This is a genomic window from Maribellus sp. YY47, from assembly GCF_023111095.1.
GTDB lineage: Bacteria > Bacteroidota > Bacteroidia > Bacteroidales > Prolixibacteraceae > Draconibacterium.
Genome location: NZ_JALGYW010000022.1, coordinates 31530 through 53328, shown reverse-complemented (window position 1 = coordinate 53328; position 21799 = coordinate 31530). Strand labels below are relative to the sequence as shown.

General features: G+C 44.5%; 20 protein-coding genes and 1 riboswitch. Of the genes, 13 read left to right on the top strand and 7 right to left on the bottom strand.

The window, feature by feature from the left end; all coding sequences use genetic code 11:
- Positions 1–46: 46 nt before the first annotated feature.
- The 12 genes from mtaB to MR764_RS16415 all read left to right on the top strand — a co-directional run bounded on the left by mtaB (position 47) and on the right by MR764_RS16415 (position 13605).
- Positions 47–1351 (top strand): tRNA (N(6)-L-threonylcarbamoyladenosine(37)-C(2))-methylthiotransferase MtaB, encoded by a 1305-nt coding sequence (gene mtaB, locus MR764_RS16470; RefSeq protein ID WP_247980543.1) that lies wholly within the window; start codon positions 47–49, stop codon positions 1349–1351.
- A gap of 32 nt (positions 1352–1383) precedes the next feature.
- Complete coding sequence (locus tag MR764_RS16465; RefSeq protein WP_247980542.1) at positions 1384–2181, top strand: inositol monophosphatase family protein; 798 nt, start codon at positions 1384–1386, stop codon at positions 2179–2181.
- A 113-nt stretch (positions 2182–2294) separates the two neighbouring features.
- A complete protein-coding gene (locus MR764_RS16460; RefSeq protein WP_247980541.1) occupies positions 2295–2771 on the top strand; it encodes a hypothetical protein in 477 nt (158 codons plus the stop codon).
- A 5-nt stretch (positions 2772–2776) separates the two neighbouring features.
- On the top strand, positions 2777–3817 hold the full coding sequence (locus MR764_RS16455) for a glycosyltransferase family 2 protein (RefSeq protein ID WP_247980540.1): 1041 nt from the start codon (positions 2777–2779) through the stop codon (positions 3815–3817).
- 2 nt (positions 3818–3819) lie between these two features.
- Complete coding sequence (locus tag MR764_RS16450; RefSeq protein ID WP_247980539.1) at positions 3820–4242, top strand: thioesterase family protein; 423 nt, start codon at positions 3820–3822, stop codon at positions 4240–4242.
- Positions 4239–5717 carry a potassium/proton antiporter gene (locus MR764_RS16445; RefSeq protein ID WP_247980538.1) on the top strand — a complete coding sequence of 493 codons (1479 nt, stop codon included), beginning with the start codon at positions 4239–4241 and terminating at the stop codon, positions 5715–5717. The genes MR764_RS16450 and MR764_RS16445 overlap by 4 nt, the downstream gene beginning before the upstream one ends.
- A 131-nt stretch (positions 5718–5848) precedes the next feature.
- On the top strand, positions 5849–6544 hold the full coding sequence (locus MR764_RS16440; RefSeq protein ID WP_247980537.1) for a 4Fe-4S dicluster domain-containing protein: 696 nt from the start codon (positions 5849–5851) through the stop codon (positions 6542–6544).
- Between the two features lie 7 nt (positions 6545–6551).
- Positions 6552–7622, top strand: coding sequence for a heterodisulfide reductase-related iron-sulfur binding cluster (locus MR764_RS16435; RefSeq protein WP_247980536.1), 1071 nt, complete (start codon positions 6552–6554; stop codon positions 7620–7622).
- A 65-nt stretch (positions 7623–7687) separates the two neighbouring features.
- Entirely contained in the window at positions 7688–8722 is a 1035-nt protein-coding gene (locus tag MR764_RS16430) for an FAD-dependent oxidoreductase (RefSeq protein ID WP_247980535.1), read from the top strand.
- A complete protein-coding gene (locus MR764_RS16425) occupies positions 8719–9069 on the top strand; it encodes a 4Fe-4S dicluster domain-containing protein (RefSeq protein WP_247980534.1) in 351 nt (116 codons plus the stop codon). The genes MR764_RS16430 and MR764_RS16425 overlap by 4 nt, the downstream gene beginning before the upstream one ends.
- Complete coding sequence (locus MR764_RS16420; protein ID WP_247980533.1) at positions 9069–10892, top strand: (Fe-S)-binding protein; 1824 nt, start codon at positions 9069–9071, stop codon at positions 10890–10892. The genes MR764_RS16425 and MR764_RS16420 overlap by 1 nt, the downstream gene beginning before the upstream one ends.
- Positions 10893–11021: 129 nt before the next feature.
- Positions 11022–11119, top strand: a riboswitch (TPP riboswitch).
- A gap of 41 nt (positions 11120–11160) precedes the next feature.
- Positions 11161–13605 (top strand): TonB-dependent receptor, encoded by a 2445-nt coding sequence (locus MR764_RS16415; RefSeq protein ID WP_247980532.1) that lies wholly within the window; start codon positions 11161–11163, stop codon positions 13603–13605.
- A 97-nt stretch (positions 13606–13702) separates the two neighbouring features.
- On the opposite strand, the gene MR764_RS16410 is transcribed toward MR764_RS16415, so the two are convergent.
- From MR764_RS16410 to MR764_RS16380, 7 genes are all read right to left on the bottom strand, one after another.
- Positions 13703–14833: a hypothetical protein gene (locus tag MR764_RS16410; protein WP_247980531.1), complete on the bottom strand. Its 1131-nt coding sequence runs from the start codon at positions 14831–14833 to the stop codon at positions 13703–13705.
- 117 nt (positions 14834–14950) lie between these two features.
- On the bottom strand, positions 14951–15631 hold the full coding sequence (deoC, locus tag MR764_RS16405) for a deoxyribose-phosphate aldolase (protein WP_247980530.1): 681 nt from the start codon (positions 15629–15631) through the stop codon (positions 14951–14953).
- Between the two features lies 1 nt (position 15632).
- A complete protein-coding gene (locus MR764_RS16400) occupies positions 15633–15863 on the bottom strand; it encodes a DUF2007 domain-containing protein (protein WP_247980529.1) in 231 nt (76 codons plus the stop codon).
- A 10-nt stretch (positions 15864–15873) separates the two neighbouring features.
- Entirely contained in the window at positions 15874–16074 is a 201-nt protein-coding gene (gene xseB / locus MR764_RS16395) for an exodeoxyribonuclease VII small subunit (protein WP_247980528.1), read from the bottom strand.
- Complete coding sequence (gene xseA, locus MR764_RS16390; RefSeq protein WP_247980527.1) at positions 16064–17509, bottom strand: exodeoxyribonuclease VII large subunit; 1446 nt, start codon at positions 17507–17509, stop codon at positions 16064–16066. The genes xseB and xseA overlap by 11 nt, the downstream gene beginning before the upstream one ends.
- Complete coding sequence (locus MR764_RS16385; protein ID WP_247980526.1) at positions 17510–19147, bottom strand: S8 family serine peptidase; 1638 nt, start codon at positions 19145–19147, stop codon at positions 17510–17512.
- Positions 19148–19197: 50 nt separating this feature from the next.
- The gene (locus MR764_RS16380; protein WP_247980525.1) at positions 19198–19986 is read right to left on the bottom strand and encodes a hypothetical protein; all 789 of its coding nucleotides are present in this window, start codon (positions 19984–19986) and stop codon (positions 19198–19200) included.
- Between the two features lie 277 nt (positions 19987–20263).
- On the opposite strand from MR764_RS16380, the gene MR764_RS16375 reads away from it, so the two are divergent.
- Positions 20264–21604 (top strand): Gfo/Idh/MocA family oxidoreductase, encoded by a 1341-nt coding sequence (locus tag MR764_RS16375; RefSeq protein WP_247980524.1) that lies wholly within the window; start codon positions 20264–20266, stop codon positions 21602–21604.
- The last annotated feature ends 195 nt before the right edge of the window (positions 21605–21799 follow it).

The following is a 21799-nucleotide window of genomic DNA, read 5'->3' as shown; positions in this document are numbered from 1 at the left end:
CTTTTTTCTACCTTTGCAGCCTGTTTAGAAAGATTCAAAATTAGAGATGGACTACAAAGGGAAGAAAGCTGCTTTTTATACACTGGGATGTAAACTGAACTTTTCAGAAACCTCAACTATCGCTGCCTCTTTTAAAGAGGTGGGGTTTGATCGTGTGGAGTTTGAAGAAGAAGCCGATGTTTATGTGATCAACACTTGCTCGGTTACCAACCAGGGCGACAAGGAAAGCCGTAACATTATCCGGCGTGCAGTGCGCAAAAATCCTAACGCAATGGTAATTGTGGTGGGTTGTTATTCGCAGCTCAAACCCGAAGAAGTAGGCCATATTGAAGGCGTTGACCTGGTGCTTGGTACGCAGGAAAAGTTTCATATTCCGGCTTACCTGGGTGATTTACAAAAGAAAGAGACCACGCAGGTACAAACCACGCGTTTGGCCAATATCAAAAGTTACCACCGCGCTTTTTCGTGGGGCGACCGCACACGCAGTTTCCTCAAAGTTCAGGACGGATGTGATTACTACTGTTCTTTCTGTACCATTCCTTTTGCCCGGGGACGAAGCCGCAACGACACCATCGAAAATACGGTTGCCGAAGCACAAAAAGCGGTTGACAAAGGCTTTAAGGAAATCATTTTAACAGGTGTAAACATTGGAGACTTTGGCAAATCAACAGGCGAAAATTTCCGGGATTTGCTGAAAGCGCTAGAAAAAGTAGACGGATTGAACCGTTTGCGTCTTGGGTCGATTGAACCCAATTTGCTGAAGGACGAGATCATCGAACTGGTGGCCGGATCGAAAGTGATTATGCCACATTTTCACCTTCCGTTGCAATCGGGTTCCGACGAGATTCTTTCGCTGATGAAGCGTAAGTATTCGACTGAATTGTACCGCAGAAGAGTGGAACGAATCCGCGAGATTGTGCCGCATGCGTTCATTGGAGTGGATGTGATTGCCGGGACCAACGGCGAAACAGAATCCTATTTCCAGGAATCGTACGATTTTCTGAACAGCCTCGAAATATCGCAACTTCATGCTTTTACCTATTCGGAACGAAGCGGCACACAGGCCTTGAAAATTCCGTGGAAAGTAGAAGTGGAAGACCGGAAACGACGTACGCAGATGTACATCAATCTTTCGGAGAAAAAACTTCGGGCTTTTTACGAACAACACCTGGGAGCCGAGCAAACCGTGCTTTTTGAAGACAAAAAAAGCCACGACTGCATGAATGGTTTTACCGAGAATTACATTAAGGTAGAAATTCCTTACAACGAAAACCTGGTAAACCAGCTGCATCCGGTAAAATTAAAGTCAATTCTGCCAAACGGGCACGTTGCCGTGGACCTCATGGTTTAAAAAACAGTATTTTTACTCCAAACTTCGCAACTATGAATTACAAACAACTTTGTTTTCAGGTGCAGGACATTGCCCGTGAAGTGGGAGATTTTATCCGCACCGAACAGAAAAAACTATCCGCTGAAAATATCGAAATAAAGAGTGTTGCCAGTCTGGTTACCTATGTTGACAAAACTGCCGAACAACGCATTGTTTCAGCCTTAAAAACGTTGATTCCCGATTCAGGCTTTGTAGCCGAAGAAGGAACTGCCGAATCAAACAACGAGAAATACACCTGGTTTGTGGATCCGCTCGACGGAACCACCAACTATCTTTTTGGGCTTGCACCACATTCAGTAAGCATTGGTTTAGCTGAAGACGGGGAAATGGTGCTCGGCGTGGTATACGAAATTGGCGCCAACGAAATGTTTTACGCGTGGAAAGACAGTCCGGCGTATTGCAACGAAAAGGAAATTAGAACCGCCAGCCGTTCAAAAATCGAAGAAACGCTGATCGGAACCGGTTTCCCGTATTACGATTTCGACCGCGTGGACGACTACATCAGCGCCATGAAATACCTGATGAAAAATACTCTTGGCCTGCGCAGGTTTGGATCGGCAGCTGTTGATCTTTGTTACGTGGCCTCGGGTCGTTTCGATGCCTTTTACGAACATGCCCTCCACGCCTGGGATGTGGCGGCCGGAGTTTTTATCCTTCAACAGGCAGGCGGAAAAGTCACCGACTTTAATGGTGGCGATAACTGGCTTTTCGGAGGACAAATAATTTCAGCAAGCAGCAGTTTCTTCGACCAGTTTTACGGCGTCATCAACAAGTATTTAGGAAAGAAATAATTCATTGCAAAAAGCTTTGAAGAGTCTTTAAATGCATATCCATTTATGCATTTTCATCGGCAATTGCACATTAAATTATGCACTTTTGTCTTATTTTGCAAAAAAATATTGCCATGGCTGAAAAAGAAATTGCACTGCTAAAGGAACAACTCGCCAGCCTCGACGAACCAAAATTCGACCTCGAAGCCTGGAAAAATCACACACTTATTTTTCTGGAACGGATTTTCGGGAAAGACAGTACCAAACTGAAGCTGATTCGTGATTTGCGGTACGATTATTCGAGCTGGAACCTGCGCGACACGGCTGCCATCGGAAAAACAAAAGACAAAGACCCGGTAAAAATGCAGGCCAGGGAAATCCTGGAAGCCACCATTATGGAACTGGAAAAGTTGGGCCTTCCCGGCGATACTTCAGAACATCAAAAAGTGTGGGAACTTCTGGAAGACGAGCTTACCGGCAGACAGGTTAAAGAAATTGAAACACTGCTTAAATCTGAAATTTCGGATAAGGCAGAAAAGATTGGCGAAATTCTGGAAAAACTGGAAAAGGAAAATCTCGCAGCCATCATTGCAAAACTTCTTCTGAACTAATTTACATGACAAGCAACCCAAAAATTGCCATTGTAATTTTAAACTGGAACGGGGTAAAACTGTTCCCCGATTTTCTTCCGTCACTCATCGAACATTCGAAGGGAGACAATATTGACTTGATTGTTGCCGACAATGGCTCGACCGATGACTCGCTGGCATTTCTTGAAAAGAATTTCCCGTCGGTTACTCTACTCGATCTAAAAACCAACTATGGTTTTGCCAAAGGTTACAATGTGGCGCTGGACCAAATTGATGCCGACTATTTCGTGCTGGTAAATTCAGACGTAAAAGTGAGCAAGAACTGGATTCAGCCTTGTATTCAACACTTTGAATCGGACAAAACCGTGGCTGCCGTTCAACCCAAAATACTGAGTTACCATCAACCCGAATATTTTGAATATGCCGGGGCTGCCGGTGGTTTTATCGATCAGTTTGGCTATCCGTTTTGCCGCGGACGCATTCTCGATAAAGTGGAAAAAGACGAAGGACAGTACCAGACTCCGGGCGAAATCTTTTGGGCCAGCGGCGCCTGTATGTTTGTGCGAGCTGAAGTTTTCAAATCAGCAGGTGGGTTCGATCCGCTCTTTTGGGCACATATGGAAGAAATCGATCTTTGCTGGAGGCTTAAAAACCGGGGATTGAAAATCGTTTACGAACCAAAGAGCATCATTTTCCATTTAGGAGGCGGTTCTTTATCGTACGGCGATCCACGCAAAGTATACCTCAATTTCAGGAACAACCTGTACATGCTGTACAAGAATCTTCCCAAGAATAAATTCAAACGTATTCTTTTTATCCGAATGGTACTCGACGGTGTTGCCGCTGCCAAATTCCTGCTGGGTTTCGAAGGAAGAGCATTCCTGGCAGTAGCCAAAGCACACGCTACGTTTTATAAAAACCTGGCGAAACTTCGAAAAAGCAGAACTGAAATTCAGCAACATACCCTTTTAACCGATCATCCTGAAATTTTCAGGCAAAGCATAATGTGGAAATTTTTCATTCAAAAGAAACAAACTTTTTCAAGTTTGAATTTTAAGCCGGAATAAGCATGCAAAAACTTACATTTACAGAACCCATTTACACTTACCACATCGATTTTGTGGGACATGTCAACAACATTATTTACGTGCAATGGCTCGAAAATGCACGGGTAAAATTAATTGAAGCGATGGATCTCAGCATTGCCGATCTCTCGACAGAAGACAACATTCTCCCCATTATTACAGAAACACTGATTCAGTATAAAAAACCTTTTTTCTTAGGCGACACGGTCCAGGTAGAAGTTTGGGTTTCGGAAATGTTCAACGTTTCGGCCAACTTCAAGTTCCGCTTTCTGAACGGAAAAGACGAACTCTGCTGTACTGCTCAACAAAAAGTACTTTTCATAGACAGCGACACCCAAAAACCGTCAAGAAAAATTGCAAAATTTCGCAAGAACTTTGAAAAATTTCTTTTCTTGGAAACTGAATGAATGTAACGATTGAAAACATACTGCTGATCGGCTCCCTGCTGCTGTTTATCGGAATTTTGGTTGGAAAAACTTCTTCCCGGTTCGGGGTTCCTGCCTTGCTTTTGTTCCTGGCGGTGGGAATGCTCGCAGGCTCTGAAGGCATTGGCGGAATATATTTTGACAATCCTAAAGTCGCACAATTTATAGGTATTGTCTCACTCAACTTTATTTTGTTTTCGGGAGGCTTAGACACCAACTGGAATGCAATTAAACCGGTTCTCTGGCAGGGTGTCTCGCTTTCGTCGCTCGGAGTGTTACTTACCTCGGTTTCCATCGGGTTGTTTGTATGGGGCATTACCGATTTTTCACTTTTTGAAGGCTTGCTTTTGGGAGCCATCGTTTCTTCGACCGATGCTGCTGCCGTATTCTCGATACTACGATCAAAAAACCTGGGTTTAAAAAACAACCTGAAAGAAACGCTGGAACTGGAAAGTGGAAGTAACGACCCCATGGCCTATGTTTTAACCATTACTTTTCTGGGCCTGGTGCAAAATCCCGAAACCGGTTTTTGGTCTGTCGTTCTGCTGTTTCTGCAACAGATGTTAATCGGCGGACTGGCCGGATTCATTTTTGCAAAATCCACCAAATTCATCATCAATAAAATCCAGCTGATTTACGAAGGCCTCTACCCGATTCTTGTCGTCGCCCTGATGTTTATGACTTTTGCTGCGACTGATTTTATTGGCGGCAACGGTTTTCTTGCCATTTACATTTGCGCGGTATATATCGGCAATCAAAACATCATTCATAAGAATACCATCGTAAAAATGTTCGACAGCCTCGCCTGGCTAATGCAGATCGTACTGTTCATTACACTCGGACTTCTGGTATTTCCAACACAATTGCTGCCGGTAGCCGGAATTGGCCTGCTTATTTCAATCGTGCTGATTTTTGTAGCCCGCCCTCTAAGTGTTTTTCTGAGTTTACTACCGTTTAAAATGAAACCTCGGCGTCGGTTTTATATTTCGTGGGTGGGATTACGCGGAGCTGTTCCCATTGTATTTGCAACCTATCCACTGCTGGCCGGGGTTGAGAAGGCAGACATGATCTTTAATATCGTATTTTTTATTTCGCTCACTTCGGTGTTGATACAGGGAACCACATTAAACACCGTGGCTAAATGGCTTAATGTGGCGTTGCCGCAGAAAAGCAAAAAAGACGCTACCTGGGAAGTTTACCTACAGGAACAAGCCAAAAAGATTATTACCGAACTTACCATTCCGGAGGATAGTTTTGCGGTCGGGAAAAAAGTGGTGGAGTTGCATTTCCCCACCACTTCTGTTATTGCGTTAATCAAACGACAAGATCAATACATCACACCCGGCGGAGCTACCATTATTGAACACGGCGATATTTTAATGATTCTTTCGGAAGACCAGGAAAGTAAGAATAAAGTGTATGAATGTTTGCAGATAAGCCCCGCAATCCCTCATTAAATTCATAAAACCGTCCGGGTAACTCCTTTTTGAAAAGGCAACTACGTATATAAACGTAGTTCAGAATACGTATATCAGCGGTTTTAAAACTGTCGGTATTTGCCAAGCTTTGCAAAATACAGGCAGTTTTTATGTATTCAGATTTAAACCAAAGATTAAAAGCGGATGTACGGCTGGAAGAAGGGCTGCAGGCCTGCATGAACTGCGGAATTTGTACAGCCATTTGTCCGGCGGCCGAGTTTTACGAATACGACCCGAGAAGCATTGCCATCACCGTTCAATCGGGAAACGAAGAAAAAATTGCAGCGCTGCTCCAAAGCGATACCATCTGGTACTGTGGCCAGTGTATGTCGTGCAAAACACGCTGCCCCCGCAACAACTGTCCCGGACTCATCATCAGTGTGCTACGCAAACTCTCCCAGGAAACCGGCGCTTTTATAAAAAGCCGGATGGGCCGTCAGCAGTATTTAATCGTCAAAACCATTGGCGCAAACCTCCTCCAGTTTGGCTACTGTGTCCATCCAACTTCCCTCGTTCCGGCTACCCATCCGGAACAGGGGCCGGTTTGGCGCTGGATATACGAAAACATGCAGGAAGTGTATGCGTCGGTGGGCGCCAACCTCGATGGTGATGGCCCCGGCGCCCTGCGAAAAATCAGCGATAAAGATCTGGATGAACTTCACCAGATATTTGAGGTAAGTGGAGGCTTAAAACTCTATCAAACCATTGAGTATTTCAGTCAACGAAAAGCAATTGAACTGGGATTGACTGACCCAAACGGCGAAGCTGACATGGAAAAATACACGCAGTATCTACTGAATGAATAAGCCAAACATGGAAACAAAAACCAAAATACGCTGGAGCGAATACAACAAGGAAATTGCTGACAACAAGTTCTTTTATTTGAGAAGTTGCATCCGGCAAAACTTTAATCCGGGAGCTGAAAAAGTATTTTTGTCCATCCTTCAAAATAAGCTGCGGAAAGAGGTTTACGACGATCCACATCACACCACTTGCTCGGGGATCGGCTATCATTCCGACATTGTGCCTTTCGAAACCTTTCAATCCATGGTAGCCCGGCAGTTTTCGCTTATGACGGAACGCGGTTACAAAAACTGCGCAGTGTCGTGCATTACGTCGTTTGGCGGCTACAACGAGGTACTTTCCACCTGGAAAGAATTCCCTGAAGAACTGGAGAAAACCCGCGAAAACCTGTTAAAAGCCACAGGAAGAACGTTTGAAATACCGGAGAATCTTTCCCACGCCTGTGACATTATTTACCATTTCAGAAAAGAAATTGCGACACAGGCACGATACCGCTTGATCAATAAAGAAACAGGAGAACCGCTGAAAATAGTGGACCATATCGGGTGCCACTATGCTAAAATCTTTCCCGAGAAAGGTGTGGGCGGCTCTGAATATTCGCGCGTACTCACCGGAATGATCGAAGCCTGGGGCGGAGAAGCGGTCGATTATCCGGAACGCCGGCATTGCTGTGGTTTTGGATTCCGGCATTACCTCGTAAAAAACAACCGAAGCTATTCCATTTCCAACTCGCGCAAAAAATTTGAAAGCATGAAACCGTATCAGCCCGATATGATTCTGACCAATTGCCCCGGCTGCAACATGTTTCTCGACCGCTGGCAATATGCACTGGCACAAATTGAGGGAAAAGTTTACGGAGGCGAAAACGGCATCCCTGTGCTTTCACACGAAGAACTTGCAGGACTGGTGCTGGGTTACGATCCTTGGAAGGACATTGGCTTGCAAATGCACCAGATTGATGTAGAGCCCCTTTTGAACAAAATAGGAGTTGAATATGATCCGAAACAAAAATTTACAGGCGTTAGGGGACAATACATTAACGAACCTGAATTTACAGGTTGTTTAGCAAAACAAGATTGAATACAGATTGAGTGGGTTGATGTGATTGCATGTAAAACCAGTTGAAAACATAAAAAACGAAGAGGGTGAACAACAAACATGTAGCTGTTATTGGCGGAGGAATTGCCGGAATGGAGGCCGCTTCGGTACTTGCCCGGCAGGGACTGAAAGTGACACTGATTGAAAAACAGGCAAACACAGGCGGCAAACTAAACGATTGGGATCATCTTTTCCCCGATTTTTCGTCGCCCGATGAACTGGTGAATTCGCTGGCGAATAAAACAAAAGACAGCGGAGTAAACACTGTTTGCAATACCGAAATCAGCCGGATTGAACGAAACGGGAAACGCTTCGAATTACGGGCCAACCAGGATGTCCGTTTTTTTGCAGATGCCGTGTTGGTAGCTTCTGGCTTTAATGTTTTTGATGCCACTATTAAAGAAGAATACGGTTACGGGTTGTTTGGGAATGTGATTACATCGGTTGATTTTGAGAAACGGATGAAGAAACACGGCCAGCTGCACACCATTCAGGGAACAGCACCCAAGCGGGTTGCCATTATCCATTGTGTAGGCTCGCGCGATGCCAAAGTTGGCAATACTTACTGTTCGAAAGTTTGTTGCATCACCGGGATAAAACAGGCCATCGAAATCAGCGAAATGCTGCCCGACTGCGAAGTTTTTTGCTTTTACATGGACCTGCGTTTGTACGGATCAAAGTTCGACAGCCTGTACCTACAAGCTCAGAAACGCCATAAAATCCAGTTTATCCGGGGCCGTTTATCCGAGGCTGCCGAGCGCGCCGACAAAAGCATTCAGATCAAAGCTGAAGACACGCTTCAGGGCCGTCCGCTTCGGATGACGGTTGACATGGTGATACTTTTGGTGGGAATGGAACCGGGAGTATCCACTTCGCAGCTGATTCAGAAAAACCAAATGACCGTGGATGAAAACGGTTTTCTGAAATCGGCCAACATGCACTGCGCCCGCAACCAAAGCACGCAAGAGGGAATTTTTATGACCGGCACCGCAATTTGCCCAATGGCTGTGAACGAAACGCTCGAAAACGCGCGGTCGGCTGCAACAGAAATCATTCACTTTTTTGAAAACCGCAGACCATGAACGATCTCAGCTTTTTAAAACCTGCTTCCCGTCAGATCGATTTCGATAATTTCGACGACCGGCTGCTGCTTTATGTGCTAAAATACGAACCATCGTTTTTTACCTGTATTTCGTGCGGAGGCTGCACAGCAACCTGCAGCGCCGGTAACCTGACCAATTTCAATGTTCGCAAAATCGGGCTGTGGCTGCGCCGCGGCGAAACAGAAAAACTCTCCGAAGAAATCCAGAAATGTATGTTTTGCGGGAAATGCACACTGGTTTGTCCGCGCGACATCAATATCCGGAACGTGATTCTGCTGATCAAAAAGCGCATTGCCATGCTGAAAAACGAAAATACAACCGCATAATGGAAAAGCTCATCATCCTTCCCTTTAGCATTGGCTTTATCTACCTCCTCGGAATTCTGGGATTTCGCGTTGTAAAATGGGTTGGCGGCTTGTCGAGGCTTGATAAACTGCGGCTGATACACTCTTTCAAAACCCGGCGTTTTTTTGATTCCATCAAAGAAGTTTTTATGGAAGGACTTCTGCATCGCAAAATTTTCAGGAAAAACCCGGTACTGGGTTACATGCACATGAGTCTCGCTTTTGGCTGGTTTTTGCTGATTGTTGTCGGGCACATTGAAGTGATGGTTTCCCGGCAATCATTAATTGCACCCATTTATCTCCCCGTATTTTTTCGCTATTTCGAAACGGATCATTCTTTCATGTTATCCGGTATTTTTTCATTTCTGATGGATTTGTTACTGCTGTTTGTTCTTTCAGGAGTTGCACTGGCTCTGCTAAAAAGATTCAAGAAAAAACTCTTTGGGATGAAAAAAACCACCCGGTTAAAAACCGGCGACCGGATTGCCTTACTCTCACTTTGGATGATTTTTCCCTTGCGGCTTTTATCCGAAGGAATGTCGGCCGGTTTGTACGGAAATGGTAGTTTTCTGACTTCCACTCTTGGTCACATTTTTGGCAACCTGAACTCAGAAACGGCCAACCTTTCACTTTGGACCGCCTATTCCTGCTCGCTGGGATTCTTTTTTGCCGCTTTGCCCAATTCGCGTTACATGCACATCCCCACGGAGATATTATTGATTTTTGTTCGGAATGCAGGCGTCAAACTAAAAAAACGAAACAATACTTACACCAACATCCAGGTGTTTTCGTGCTCGCGCTGCGGGTTGTGTCTTGACAATTGCCAGCTATCGGCGGCCGGGATAAACAACACGCAATCGGTGTACATTCTGAAAAACATCCGCAACCACAATCTCTCCGACGAACAACTTTTTAACTGTCTGCTTTGTGGAAAATGCGAGGTTGACTGCCCGGTAGGAATCAACACCATCGACCTGCGAATTACCCAGCGTATTGAATCTACCCGGCAGTACAATTCCTCTTACAAATACCTGGAAGATGGCCCTGTCCCCAAAGCAGACACGGTTTATTTTGCCGGATGTATGACTCATCTCACCCCAGGAATTATTGCTTCTATGAAAAAGCTTTTCCATCTGGCCGGTGAAAATGTGTGGTTTATGGACGAGGAAAAAGCACCTTGTTGCGGCCGCCCTTTGATGCTGGCCGGACAATACGAAGCAGCTTCGAAACTGATTGCCAACAACACCCGAAAAATAATTGGCTCGGGAGCAAAAAAGCTGGTCGTTTCCTGCCCCATTTGCTACAAGGTTTTCAAAGAAGATTATGAACTCGCAAATGTGGAAGTAGTGTTTCATGCCGAATATATCTTAAACCTCCTTCAACAAGAAATCATCGCACTGAAAAAAGGTTCGGATCGGATAATTTATCATGATCCCTGCGAACTGGGACGCGGAATGGGCATGTATGAACCACCGCGGGAAGTGCTGCGGACCACAGGAAAAGTAATTCCCATTAAAAATGAAAAGCACATGGCACACTGCTGTGGAGGTAGTTTGGGGAACCTGAAAATTTCACAGGTCGAACGTTCGCTGCTTCGTAACCAAGCGGTGGAAGATTATTTGCGCTATCGCCCGGATGTGCTGGCAACTGCCTGTCCGATGTGTAAAAAGACATTCTCACGCCATCCAAATCTAAAAGTTCTGGACATTTCAGAAGCGGTGGCAAATGCGCTCCAAATTAGTTCCGACCAAGAATCCACAAAAGAAAAAATGAAACTTGAAATTCATGAGTTTGAATTAATATAAATTTTCCATCTCATTTTCAGACGATAGCAAGAACATCCTCCTAAAAAAAACGAACAAAATACCTATCGGTCGGGTTCCTTTACCAAAAGTTTGACAAAATCAAAAAAAGCTTTATACCTTTGTCGCGATATTTACGCAATGGGGTGTCCCGAGTGTTTGGGACTGAGATTATACTCAAAGAACCTGATCCGGTTAGTACCGGCGGAGGGAGAGCGAAAAGGAACATTTCCTGCCTCATTGGTTATTTTTTTAACCAATTAATCACAAAATGAAAAAGTTTAGTTTTTTACTGCTGCTGCAAATGTGTGTAGTTGTGTCTTTTGCTCAGGTTAAACTGAGTGGCGTTATTTTAAGTGATGGCGAACCGCTGGCCGGAGCGAGCGTTGTCATCGATCAAACCTTTTACGGCGTTTCCACCGATGGCAACGGCAATTTCGAAATAAAAAACCTGAAAGCTGGCGATTACACGCTAAAGGTTTCTTTTATTGGCTTCGAAACACAAGAAGTGGAAGTCAGTCTTCAAAACAACAAGAAAATTGAAGTGAACCTGGCGCCGGGAAGTGTTTTAACCGACGAAGTACTGGTTTCGGCCACCCGTGCAGGGAACAAAACCCCGGTGGCTTACAGCAATGTAACGAAAGAGCAACTGGAAAGCCAAAACCTCGGACAGGACATTCCGTATTTGCTGCAACTCACACCATCGTTTGTGGCAACTTCTGATGCGGGCGCCGGAGTGGGTTACACCAATTTCCGTATCCGCGGAACCGATTTAAACCGCATCAACGTTACCATTGACGGAATCCCGATTTCAGAATCGGAATCACACGGAACATGGTTTGTTGATATTCCGGATTTGGCCTCATCGCTTGAAAACGTACAAGTTCAGCGCGGGGTAGGAACTTCGGCAAACGGAGCCGCTGCTTTTGGTGGCTCTATCGACCTGCAAACCAACACCCTCAACAAGGAACCTTCAGCGGAATACCGAACTTCAATTGGTTCTTTCAATACTTTTAAAAACACTGTTTCGGCAGGAACCGGTTTGCTTGATGGTAAATTTACGTTTGATGTTCGCCTCAGTAAAGTAAAATCAGACGGCTTTATTGACCGGGCTTCTTCCGACCTGAAATCATTCTTTGTTTCGGGTGGTTATTACACAAAAAAGTCAGTGCTGAAAATCAATGTTTTCTCGGGTCTCGAAGAAACTTACCAGTCGTGGTGGGGTGTTCCGTCGGTGCGTTTAAATAACGACATGGCAGGAATGCAACAATACGAAGACAACTGGCTTTATACACACGAGGAAACTCAGCACATGATTAACTCGGATAGCCGCACGTACAATTATTACACGTACGATAACCAGATAGACCACTATCAACAAGATTATTACCACCTGCATTTTTCTCACCAGTTTAATGAATACCTGCACCTGAACACAGGCATTCATTACCGCAGAGGACGTGGTTACTACGAAAACTACAAGGCTGATCAGGATTTAAAGGAAAAGTACAATATCCCGTATCCGGTTGTCGGAAATGATACCGTTTTTTCTTCTGATTTGGTTAACCGCAAATGGCTCGACAATGATTTTTACGGAGGTGTTTTCGCTTTAAACCACAAAAAAGACCGGGTTGACTTTACATTAGGCGGAGGTTGGAATACATACGATGGCGACCACTTCGGAAATGTTATCTGGGCACAGTATTTAGGCAACGTTGCCCCCAATTACGAGTGGTACCGTGGAAACGGCTTGAAAAAGGATTTCAATATTTATGCAAAATTCAGCTATCAACTGGCGAAAAAATTAAATGTTTATACTGATCTGCAATACCGCAATATCAACTATAAAATCACGGGGATTCATGACGATTTAAGAGACATTAGCCAGGAGCATGACTACAACTTTTTTAATCCGAAACTGGGAATATTTTATCAACCTGCCGATAACCAGAAAATCTATGCATCGTTTGCCGTAGCCAACCGCGAACCCAACCGCGATAACTTTGTGGATGCCGACCCGAACGGAAAACAACCGGTACACGAAACGCTACATGATTGGGAAATAGGTTACAATTATCAGTCGTCGAATTTTACAGCCGGAGCCAACTTGTATTACATGAATTATAAAGACCAATTGGTCTTAACCGGAGAAATAAACGATGTGGGCGGGGTAATTTTGCTTAACGTTGATAAAAGTTACCGCGCCGGTTTGGAATTACAAGCTGGCTGGAAGATTTCGCGTACCTTACAATGGAATGCCAACGCGACAATCAGCAAAAACAAAATAAAAGATTTTACCGAATTTGTTGACGATTGGGATACCGGCGAACAACAAGCATTTGACCTTGGAACTACAGATTTGGCCTTTTCACCCAACTTTACCGGGAATAGCCAGATATTGTTTACACCGGCAAAGAACCTGTCGTTTAGCCTGCTCTCGAGTTATGTTGGCAAACAATACATCGATAACACTTCGAACAACGACAGAGTGTTGGATGCCTATTTCGTAAACAACCTGAAAATTGATTACCGTTTAAAAACCGGCTTTTTCGACGAAATTGTTTTGCACTGCATGGTGAATAACCTGTTTAATGAAAAATATGAATCGAATGCCTGGGTTTACTCTTATTTTTTTGGTGGCGAGCGCTATAAACAAGATGGCTATTTTCCTCAGGCCGGAACACATTTTATGTTTGGGGTAGACTTTAAGTTTTAGCAATCTATTTGTGATACTTTGTGCCTTCTTTGTGATACTTTGTGTTTCTGTTTTTACCACAGAGTTCACAGAGAAGGCACAGAACTTCGCATCCGGGTTATTCCAAAATCACCTTGCCCTCGATTTCAACCAACAGATCGGTTCGGCAAATATCGGCAATGATATAAACCACCGGCAGGTTCCCAAAATGCTTTTTGAAGGTTTTTCGAATCGGATGAAAATCTTTCCGGTTCTTAACATACACGCGGGCGTGGCCGTATTTGGCTTCCAACTTTTCGTCCGACAGATTTTGAAGTACCTCATCGGAATATAAACGCTGTATGTTTTGAATGGTCACTTCGGTTTGATGAACCGGATCGCCGACTCCCACTGTAAGCTCGCCGGTAATAGAAGCAGTCCCCGAAATAAAAATAAGCTTTTTATCTTCGTAATTGAAGTAGCGGGCCCGTTCAAATTTTGGAGTGGTTTTTACGCTGCACTCCTCACCGACCAATACGTTCTCGCTGTAATTGTGCGCCGAAATCTGTCCGGGATTATCGACAGGACGCGTTACAAATCCTTTTCCTTTAACGGCAACAAATTCAATAATAACGCCGCCACGGTTCATCCCAATTCCGGTAGCTGCCGGGTATCCGTTTTTCTCGAAAACCGAACCGTAATAATGCGAACGCACATCGTTAAAAGCCTGGTAGCGCTGCTCATTTCCATCGAAACCAAGAATATTTTCGAGGTAATTCCATTGCCGGATAATGTTCCCGATGCCAAAATCAGCGTTTTCAAGTACCTCGTTCAACGCGCCAAATGCCTGTTCCGAGCTGAGTTTACAGCATGCCTCCCGATTGGTATGTACGTTACCCACCAGTATTTGCATTTTGTGGTTGCTAAAAACCGCCGCACCATTTTCCCCATCGGAAATAGTTTTCATCTCCCAGATTTCCGGATCGTAGTAAAGTGCTTCCACAATAATTTTGCAGGTAAGAGGCGGCTGGGCTATAAACGACAGAATAATATTCTCGGAGAACAGCTCTGTTATACGTTTTTTGACACGGCTTCGGAGTCCTGCATAAGCCTCATCCGATTCGGTATCAACAAAAAAGTTGAGCTTAAAAATACGCTTCCCCGAATTGATTTTCAGCAACTTTACACAACAGCTCTCCACTTGCTCTTCAAGTGTAGAACACGCACGTTCCGGTTTTATATAAATTCTGTCTCCGTCTAAAAAATACATTCCCAATCCCTGTCAATCGCGAAATGCAGAAAAGAAACCAAGTTGCTTTTTCAACATTTCAGTTAAACGAAGCACAAATATGGCTGTTTTTTTCGCGAAAAAAAATGAGACTATTTCCTAGTAGTCCCCATCGGCCACACCGCCTTTCAGCACGGTTTCAGTTGATCCTATTCCCAGGCGGTCAGCTCCTTGGTCTAAAAATGCAACCGCATCTTCCCAACTGCGGATTCCTCCCGAGGCTTTGACTTTCATTTTAGCGCCAACGGTTTTTACCATCACGTCGATGTATTCGGGTTTGGCCCCGCCCGGTCCGAATCCTGTGGAAGTTTTTACATAATCGGCACCGGCTTCATATGACAGTTCGCAGGCTTTCGCAATTTGTTCCGGGGTAAGGAAACCACTTTCCTGGATTACTTTTACCAAAATTCCATGCTGATGTGCCACCTCCACAACTGCTTTTATATCCTGTAAAACATATTCGTATTCACCTGAAAGAAAACGCCCGATGTTCATCACCATGTCAATTTCATCGACACCGTCTTCAATGGCCTGTTGAGCCTGAAACACTTTTACCGGTGTAGCATCGGCGCCATGCGGAAAACTCAACACACACGACACTTTTACATCACTGTCTTTCAGCAACTCTTTTGCGGCTTTTATATCACAAGGTTTTACACACATACTGAAAACCCCGTATTTAGCACACATCTTTGCGTTGGCTTCCAAATCGGCCAGCGTTTGATCGGGCTTTAACACCGCATGATCGATGGTTTTTGCAACCTGTTCTATTCTATACATATTATGCTTCTGTAATTGCTTCGATTGTTTCAATTGCCGCTTTTAAATCTTCTTCACGGACATACAATTCGATGGCAGACTGGACTCCACCAACAAAACCTGCCGAAATTCCCTGACCATAACCATCTTTGATCAGACTAAAAATACCGTGCAACTCCAATTCCTGTTTGATCCTGTTGACCATAAACTCGTCACCGGTATAAACTTTTACAATTTCATCTTGTGTGTTCATATCATAAGTTTTAATCTTCCATTTCTTTCAGAATCTGCTCCACCTGCTCGTTGGTTTGAGTCAGCTTGTCTTTGCAGGTTTTTAGCAGGCTTGAAACGCGTTTTACTTTTTCGGCCAGTTCATCCACATCCAGTTCTTCGCTCTCGATTTTTTCAAGAATCTCTTCGATTTCGGCCATTGCTTCGCTGTACGATATTTTCTTACTTACCATTTTCGGTTTTATTTGTGATCTTACTTTTTACATTGCCATCCGCAAAGCGGGTTTCCAGCTCTTCTCCCACGTTCAGTTCCTTTGCCGACTTGATGATTTTCCCTTCCTTCAAAGTTAGTGTAAATCCTCTTTTCAGCACATTTTCGGGCGTTAATAAACGAACCGTATTTTCATTCAAACGTATCCGGTCTGTTTCCTTCGAAAGTCGTTTAGTAGCTTCGGTTCCTAGTTTTCGCTGAACACGGTCCAGCAACGCCTGTTGTTTTAACAGTGATTCTCCGGCCACTCTTCTTAATATTCGACGTTTGCGGTTGAGCTCGTTCCGGGCTTCCACCGACCAAACTGAAAGTACCTTATTAAGTTGATGTTTTTGCCCAATCAGTTCGCGCTGCTTCCCAAACGAAAATGAACTAACTCCGTGCTGCAAACGGCTTCCGGTACGGGTTAACTTGTTTTGTTTATCCCGGATAAAACCAGAAACCGTATCGCTGAGGTTTTCAGCCAGGCCTTCCAGCCTTTCCTTTTGAAACTGAAGGGTTTCACGCGTTAACTGCACAATAGAATTTTCCATTTCCAGTAAACGCTCGTAAAAACGTTCTACACCGTTAACAAGAAACTCAGCCACCGCCGTAGGTGTTTTTAGCCGGGTATGTGCCACCAGATCGATAATCGTGTCATCCTTTTCATGGCCAATCCCTGTAATTACGGGCAAAGGAAACTGCGTAATGTTTATGGCCAGGTCGTAATTATCAAAGCTACTTAAGTCGGCAGTGGCACCTCCTCCCCGAATAATCACAACGGCATCAAAAAAATCGTCGTACTGAAAAATCCGCTCCAAAGCGCGTATGATCGACGGAACCGCTTCAGCTCCCTGCATATAAGCCTCAAACAAATGCGTATAAAACCGGAAACCATATTCATTGCTCTCAAGCTGATTCATGAAATCCTGATAACCGGCAGCTGTTGCCGAAGAAATAACAGCTATCTTCTGCGGAACCAGTGGAAGTTCCAGTTCCTTGTTCATTTCGAAAACACCTTCGTTTTGCAAACGCTCGATGATCTGCTTTCGCTGCAAAGCCATGTCGCCAACGGTGTAGGTTGGATCGATATCGCGGATATTCAGGCTTAAACCGTACGCAGGATGATATTCCACTGTTGCCTGAACCAGAATTTTTATGCCGTGTGAAAAAAGTTGTCCGGTGGTCGTCTCAAAATAAGGTTTTAACATCCGGTATGCATACGACCAAATCGTGGCCCGTGATCGCGCAGTAATATCATTTCCTTCTTTTTCCACCAATTCAAGATAACAATGCCCGCTGCGGTTTTCCTTTAACTCACTCACTTCAGCCACTACCCAAACCGTTCCAGGGAAAGCATCCAACAATGCATCCTTGATTTGTTCATTCAGTTCCGTTAAAGTGAGTTTCTGATTCATCTACCTTATTTTGTTGACCTTTACCGACTCTGTTCCTGATGCCGTACTTATTCTCAATACGTAAATTCCGATTTCCATCGCCGTCCAGTTGTTTAATACGATTCTCTGCGTCGCCGGATACAACCAGTGTTTTTTCAAACGGCCGTCGATGGTATATAGTTCAAGTTGAATTTCGGATGAATGAATCGTTCCCGAATGTTCCAATACAAGGAAATCGCTCACTGGGTTAGGAAACACCTTCCAGCGTTTATTTGTTTCGACAATATTTGCCGATAAAGGATCCAGAATTTCAGCAGCTAAACGCATATTGGGGATACCATAGCCAACCAGCGAGTCGGGAGAAAGGTATTTACTACCTGATTTTTCCAGGGCGTCTTTGATTTCGAGTGCAGATTTTTCCGGAAACCGCTGCCACAAACAGGCTGCCATTCCCGCCAGAATGGGAGACGAAAACGATGTTCCGTTGATTTGTCCGATCACTCCGTTTCGTAGTTGTGCAATCGACCGGTAGCCCATCGCCGCCAGGTTAGGTTTTATGGCCCCGTCAGCTGCCGGTCCGGCAGAAGAAAAGTTGGCAGGAACAAGATTTTGATCCACCGCGCCAACACCTATTACACCTGTTCCGTCAGACGGTGCAATGATGCGGAACCAACTGTCGTTCCGTTCATTTCCGGCGCTTGCAAATACGAGCATTCCTCTTGAAGCGGCAATATTGGCCGCTCGTGTAATACGGGTTGTTTTCCCGTCCATATCGGCGTAGGTATGATCGGTTTTCGGATCGTCAAACATAAAATAGCCCAGCGAAGAATTAATAATATCGGCCCCCACGCTGTCGGCAAATTCGGCAGCAGCAGCCCAGTTATCTTCCTCCACAATATATTCGGTATCATCATCCTCAGCACGCAACAACCAGTAGGATGCTTTGGGTGCCGTGCCGATCAATTTCCCGGAATAGTTCCCTCCCATGCACGACAAAACACTCATTCCGTGATAATTCGTACTAAAAAAATCACTTTGCGGGTCGACAAAATCCCGGGTGCCCAAAATCTGATTGTTGGCCCACAGGCTATCCAGAGCCGGCAATGTATCAGCGCTTTCAAATCCGCCGTCGAGGACCGCAATCTGAAGTCCTTCGCCTTTATAGCCCTGATTGTGCAGAAACTGGCCTTCCATCATTCCTACCTGATGAACCGATGCGCCATACAGCGAAGTATCGATCGGATCAGCTTCGGAAAATGATTCTTCCGCAAACTTATCTGCCGCACTTTTAGTGATTACTGCGGGTTTTGTTTTTTGAACTTCGATAATAAAAGTCCAGGGTAGCAACAAGGTATCCAAACTGTCGATTTCCGTTTTTACGGTGATCCCGTTCAACCATTTTGAAGAATGAACAAACGTCACATCAAGTGTAAGTACCGAATCGATATACGTTTTATTTACCGGAAGATCCAGTGAATCGATGGGAATGTTTTGTTGTGTTCTGCGCTGAATGGCCCTTTCTGACAAATAAGCCCCGGGCGATGACAAAGAATATTCGGTTTCGTTTTTATCGGAGAAGGCAATCCAGTAATAATTTTGTCCGAATGCCTGTGTTCCAATAGTTAACAAAAAAAACAGCAGTGTGAGGTATCGAGTCATTTAGCGTATTTCAAATTGTCCCGCCAATTTAATCAAAATATAGACAGGGTTTACCGGAACATTTTGTTCTGCATCATATACTCCGAAGGATCCTGCATAAATTTTTCAGGATCGAGCAAGTGGCTTCTATTTTTCTCCAGTTCTTTCATTTGCAGATTGTCAATACTGTCGCGAACCTGCGGATTCAGAATTCTTCCCTCTTCGTAAAACAGCGAATACTGGTGTTTTCCCTCTTCATTGTAATATTTCCATTCGCCGTTACGCAAGTTATCTTTATACCCGCCAACTGTCTCCTGCTGACCATTTTCGAAATACACCAGGAACAACCCGTTACGCATGTTATTTTTCATTTTGCACTGCATGTAAGGCTCGCCTGTTTTAAAAAACACCTGGTAATCGCCTTCCTGCATGCCATTTTTCCAGTGGCTTTCTTCCATTACCTCGCCCGTATCGTAGTAACGATGCGAAACGCCGTCTTTCACTCCATTGCGATATTCCTCATCGGCTACTTTTTGATTTTCCTTAAAAACCAACCAAACGCCGGTCTTCTTTTCTTCGAAGTAATCTCCTTCTGCGAGTTTCTTCCGCCAAACATCAAACAATTGCGTATGGGCCGTGTCGCCGCGGTATTCAATTAAAGCTTTCAGCTGTCCGCCCGGATGATAGCGTTTCCACTCTCCCACCGGTTTACCGTCTTTAAAAGATCCTTCGTAAACAGGTCTTCCGTTGGCTTGCGTTTTTTTCCATAAGCCCTGGCGTAACCCGTTTGCATCGGTTTGATTGACTTGCGAAAACGTCAAAAACGGCAGAAAAACAAACAGCACGAATAGTTTATACATAGCTTTTTTCATTAAAAACGTAAAAATAGACAATTATTTTATGTTATCAGAAAGAACAAATCTCCGGCGAATGTATGTGCTTTCCCGGTTTCACTTCCGATGAAAAATAAGCAGGTGTAAAAATTGCCAGCATTAACGGGCGATAAGAATTTTGAGCGACTGAGACCACTTATAGATTTTAATATATTTCCAAAGTGTTCTGCATTTATATAAATTATTCAACAATATGAGCTGCAAAATTGATACATTAGCATCTTTAACTTAAATCATATACGAAATGACAATATCAAACCGAAGATCGTTTTTAAAAACGACCACCGCAGCCGGTGTTGGACTGTTTGCAGCTCCTCACATTGCCAAGGCAGGACTATCAAAAAAAAGTAAGAACGGTGAGGTGAACATCGCTTTCATCGGAGTTGGCGGACGTGGCCGGGGTCACGTACACAGAGCCGCAATTACAGAAGGAGTGAAAGTAACCGCTTTCTGCGATATCGATCCGGCAGCAGTTGCTAGCACAAAAAAAATGCTGAGCGATCTGGGAAAACCTGAACCGGCAGTGTATTCTGACGGCGAATATGCCTACCTCGAAATGCTAAAACGTGAAGATATTGATGGTGTTATCATTGCCACTCCATGGCTGTGGCACACCCGCATGGCTGTGGCAACCATGAAAGCTGGCAAGTATGCAGCTGTTGAAGTTTCGGCTGCCAATACGATTGAAGAATGCTGGGACCTGGTTAATACATCAGAAGCTACCGGAATGCCTTGTATGATCCTTGAAAATGTAAATTACCGCCGCGATGCCATGGCAGTAATGAACATGGTAAAACAGGGAATTTTCGGAGAAGTGGTACACGCCCGTTGCGGTTACCGCCACAGTTTGCTTGACGTTAAATTCAACCAGGACCTGAAATTTGGTGAAGGTGCACAGGGAGAGGCCCGTTGGAGGACACAACACTCGCTCAAACGTAATGCCGATGTTTATCCAACACACGGATTGGGACCGGTTGCAGCCATGTTAGACATTAACCGGGGTAACCGCTTCCTGTATCTGACTTCGACAGCCACAAAAGCAGTGGGACTGAAAGATTATATCGAAGAAAAGGGAGGTAAAGATCATCCGTATGCCCAACTTCCGTGGAAACAGGGAGACATTATTACTTCGGTGATAAAAACAACCAACGGAGAAACCATTATTGTGACCCACGATTGTAACCTGCCGCGTCCGTATTCATTGAATTTCCATGTGGCAGGAACCGATGGAGTTACCGACTTCGATTACGGTACCCGTCGTATTCATATCGAAGGACAAAGTCCGGCACATACCTGGGATGATTTCCAGGCCTGGCAGGATAAATACGACCATCCGCTCTGGAAAAAATACGGCGAAATTGCTAATGGATCGGGCCACGGCGGTATCGACTATTTTGTGACCCGCGAATTTATTAATTCCGTTAAAGAACAACGCCAACCGGTTATGGACGTATACGATGCAGCTGCCTGGAGTGCGGTAACACCACTTTCGGAAGCTTCTATTGCAACAGGTAGTTCTCCCCAGTATTTCCCGGATTTTACCCGCGGACAATGGATTAACCGAAAACCGGTAGAATTCGTTTAATAAAATAAGATCACTTATATCGAAGAGCCGTCTGTTTTTCAACCAGACGGCTTTTTTTTTGAAAAGGCCACGTTCAATCAGAACGGACACATAAACATTCGCGACTGAATCCACAGCCCCACATAGATGCGATTTCCAGATGCAGAAATATCTTTAAGAATATATCAATTCCCACATCCATCCGGGCAGACGATT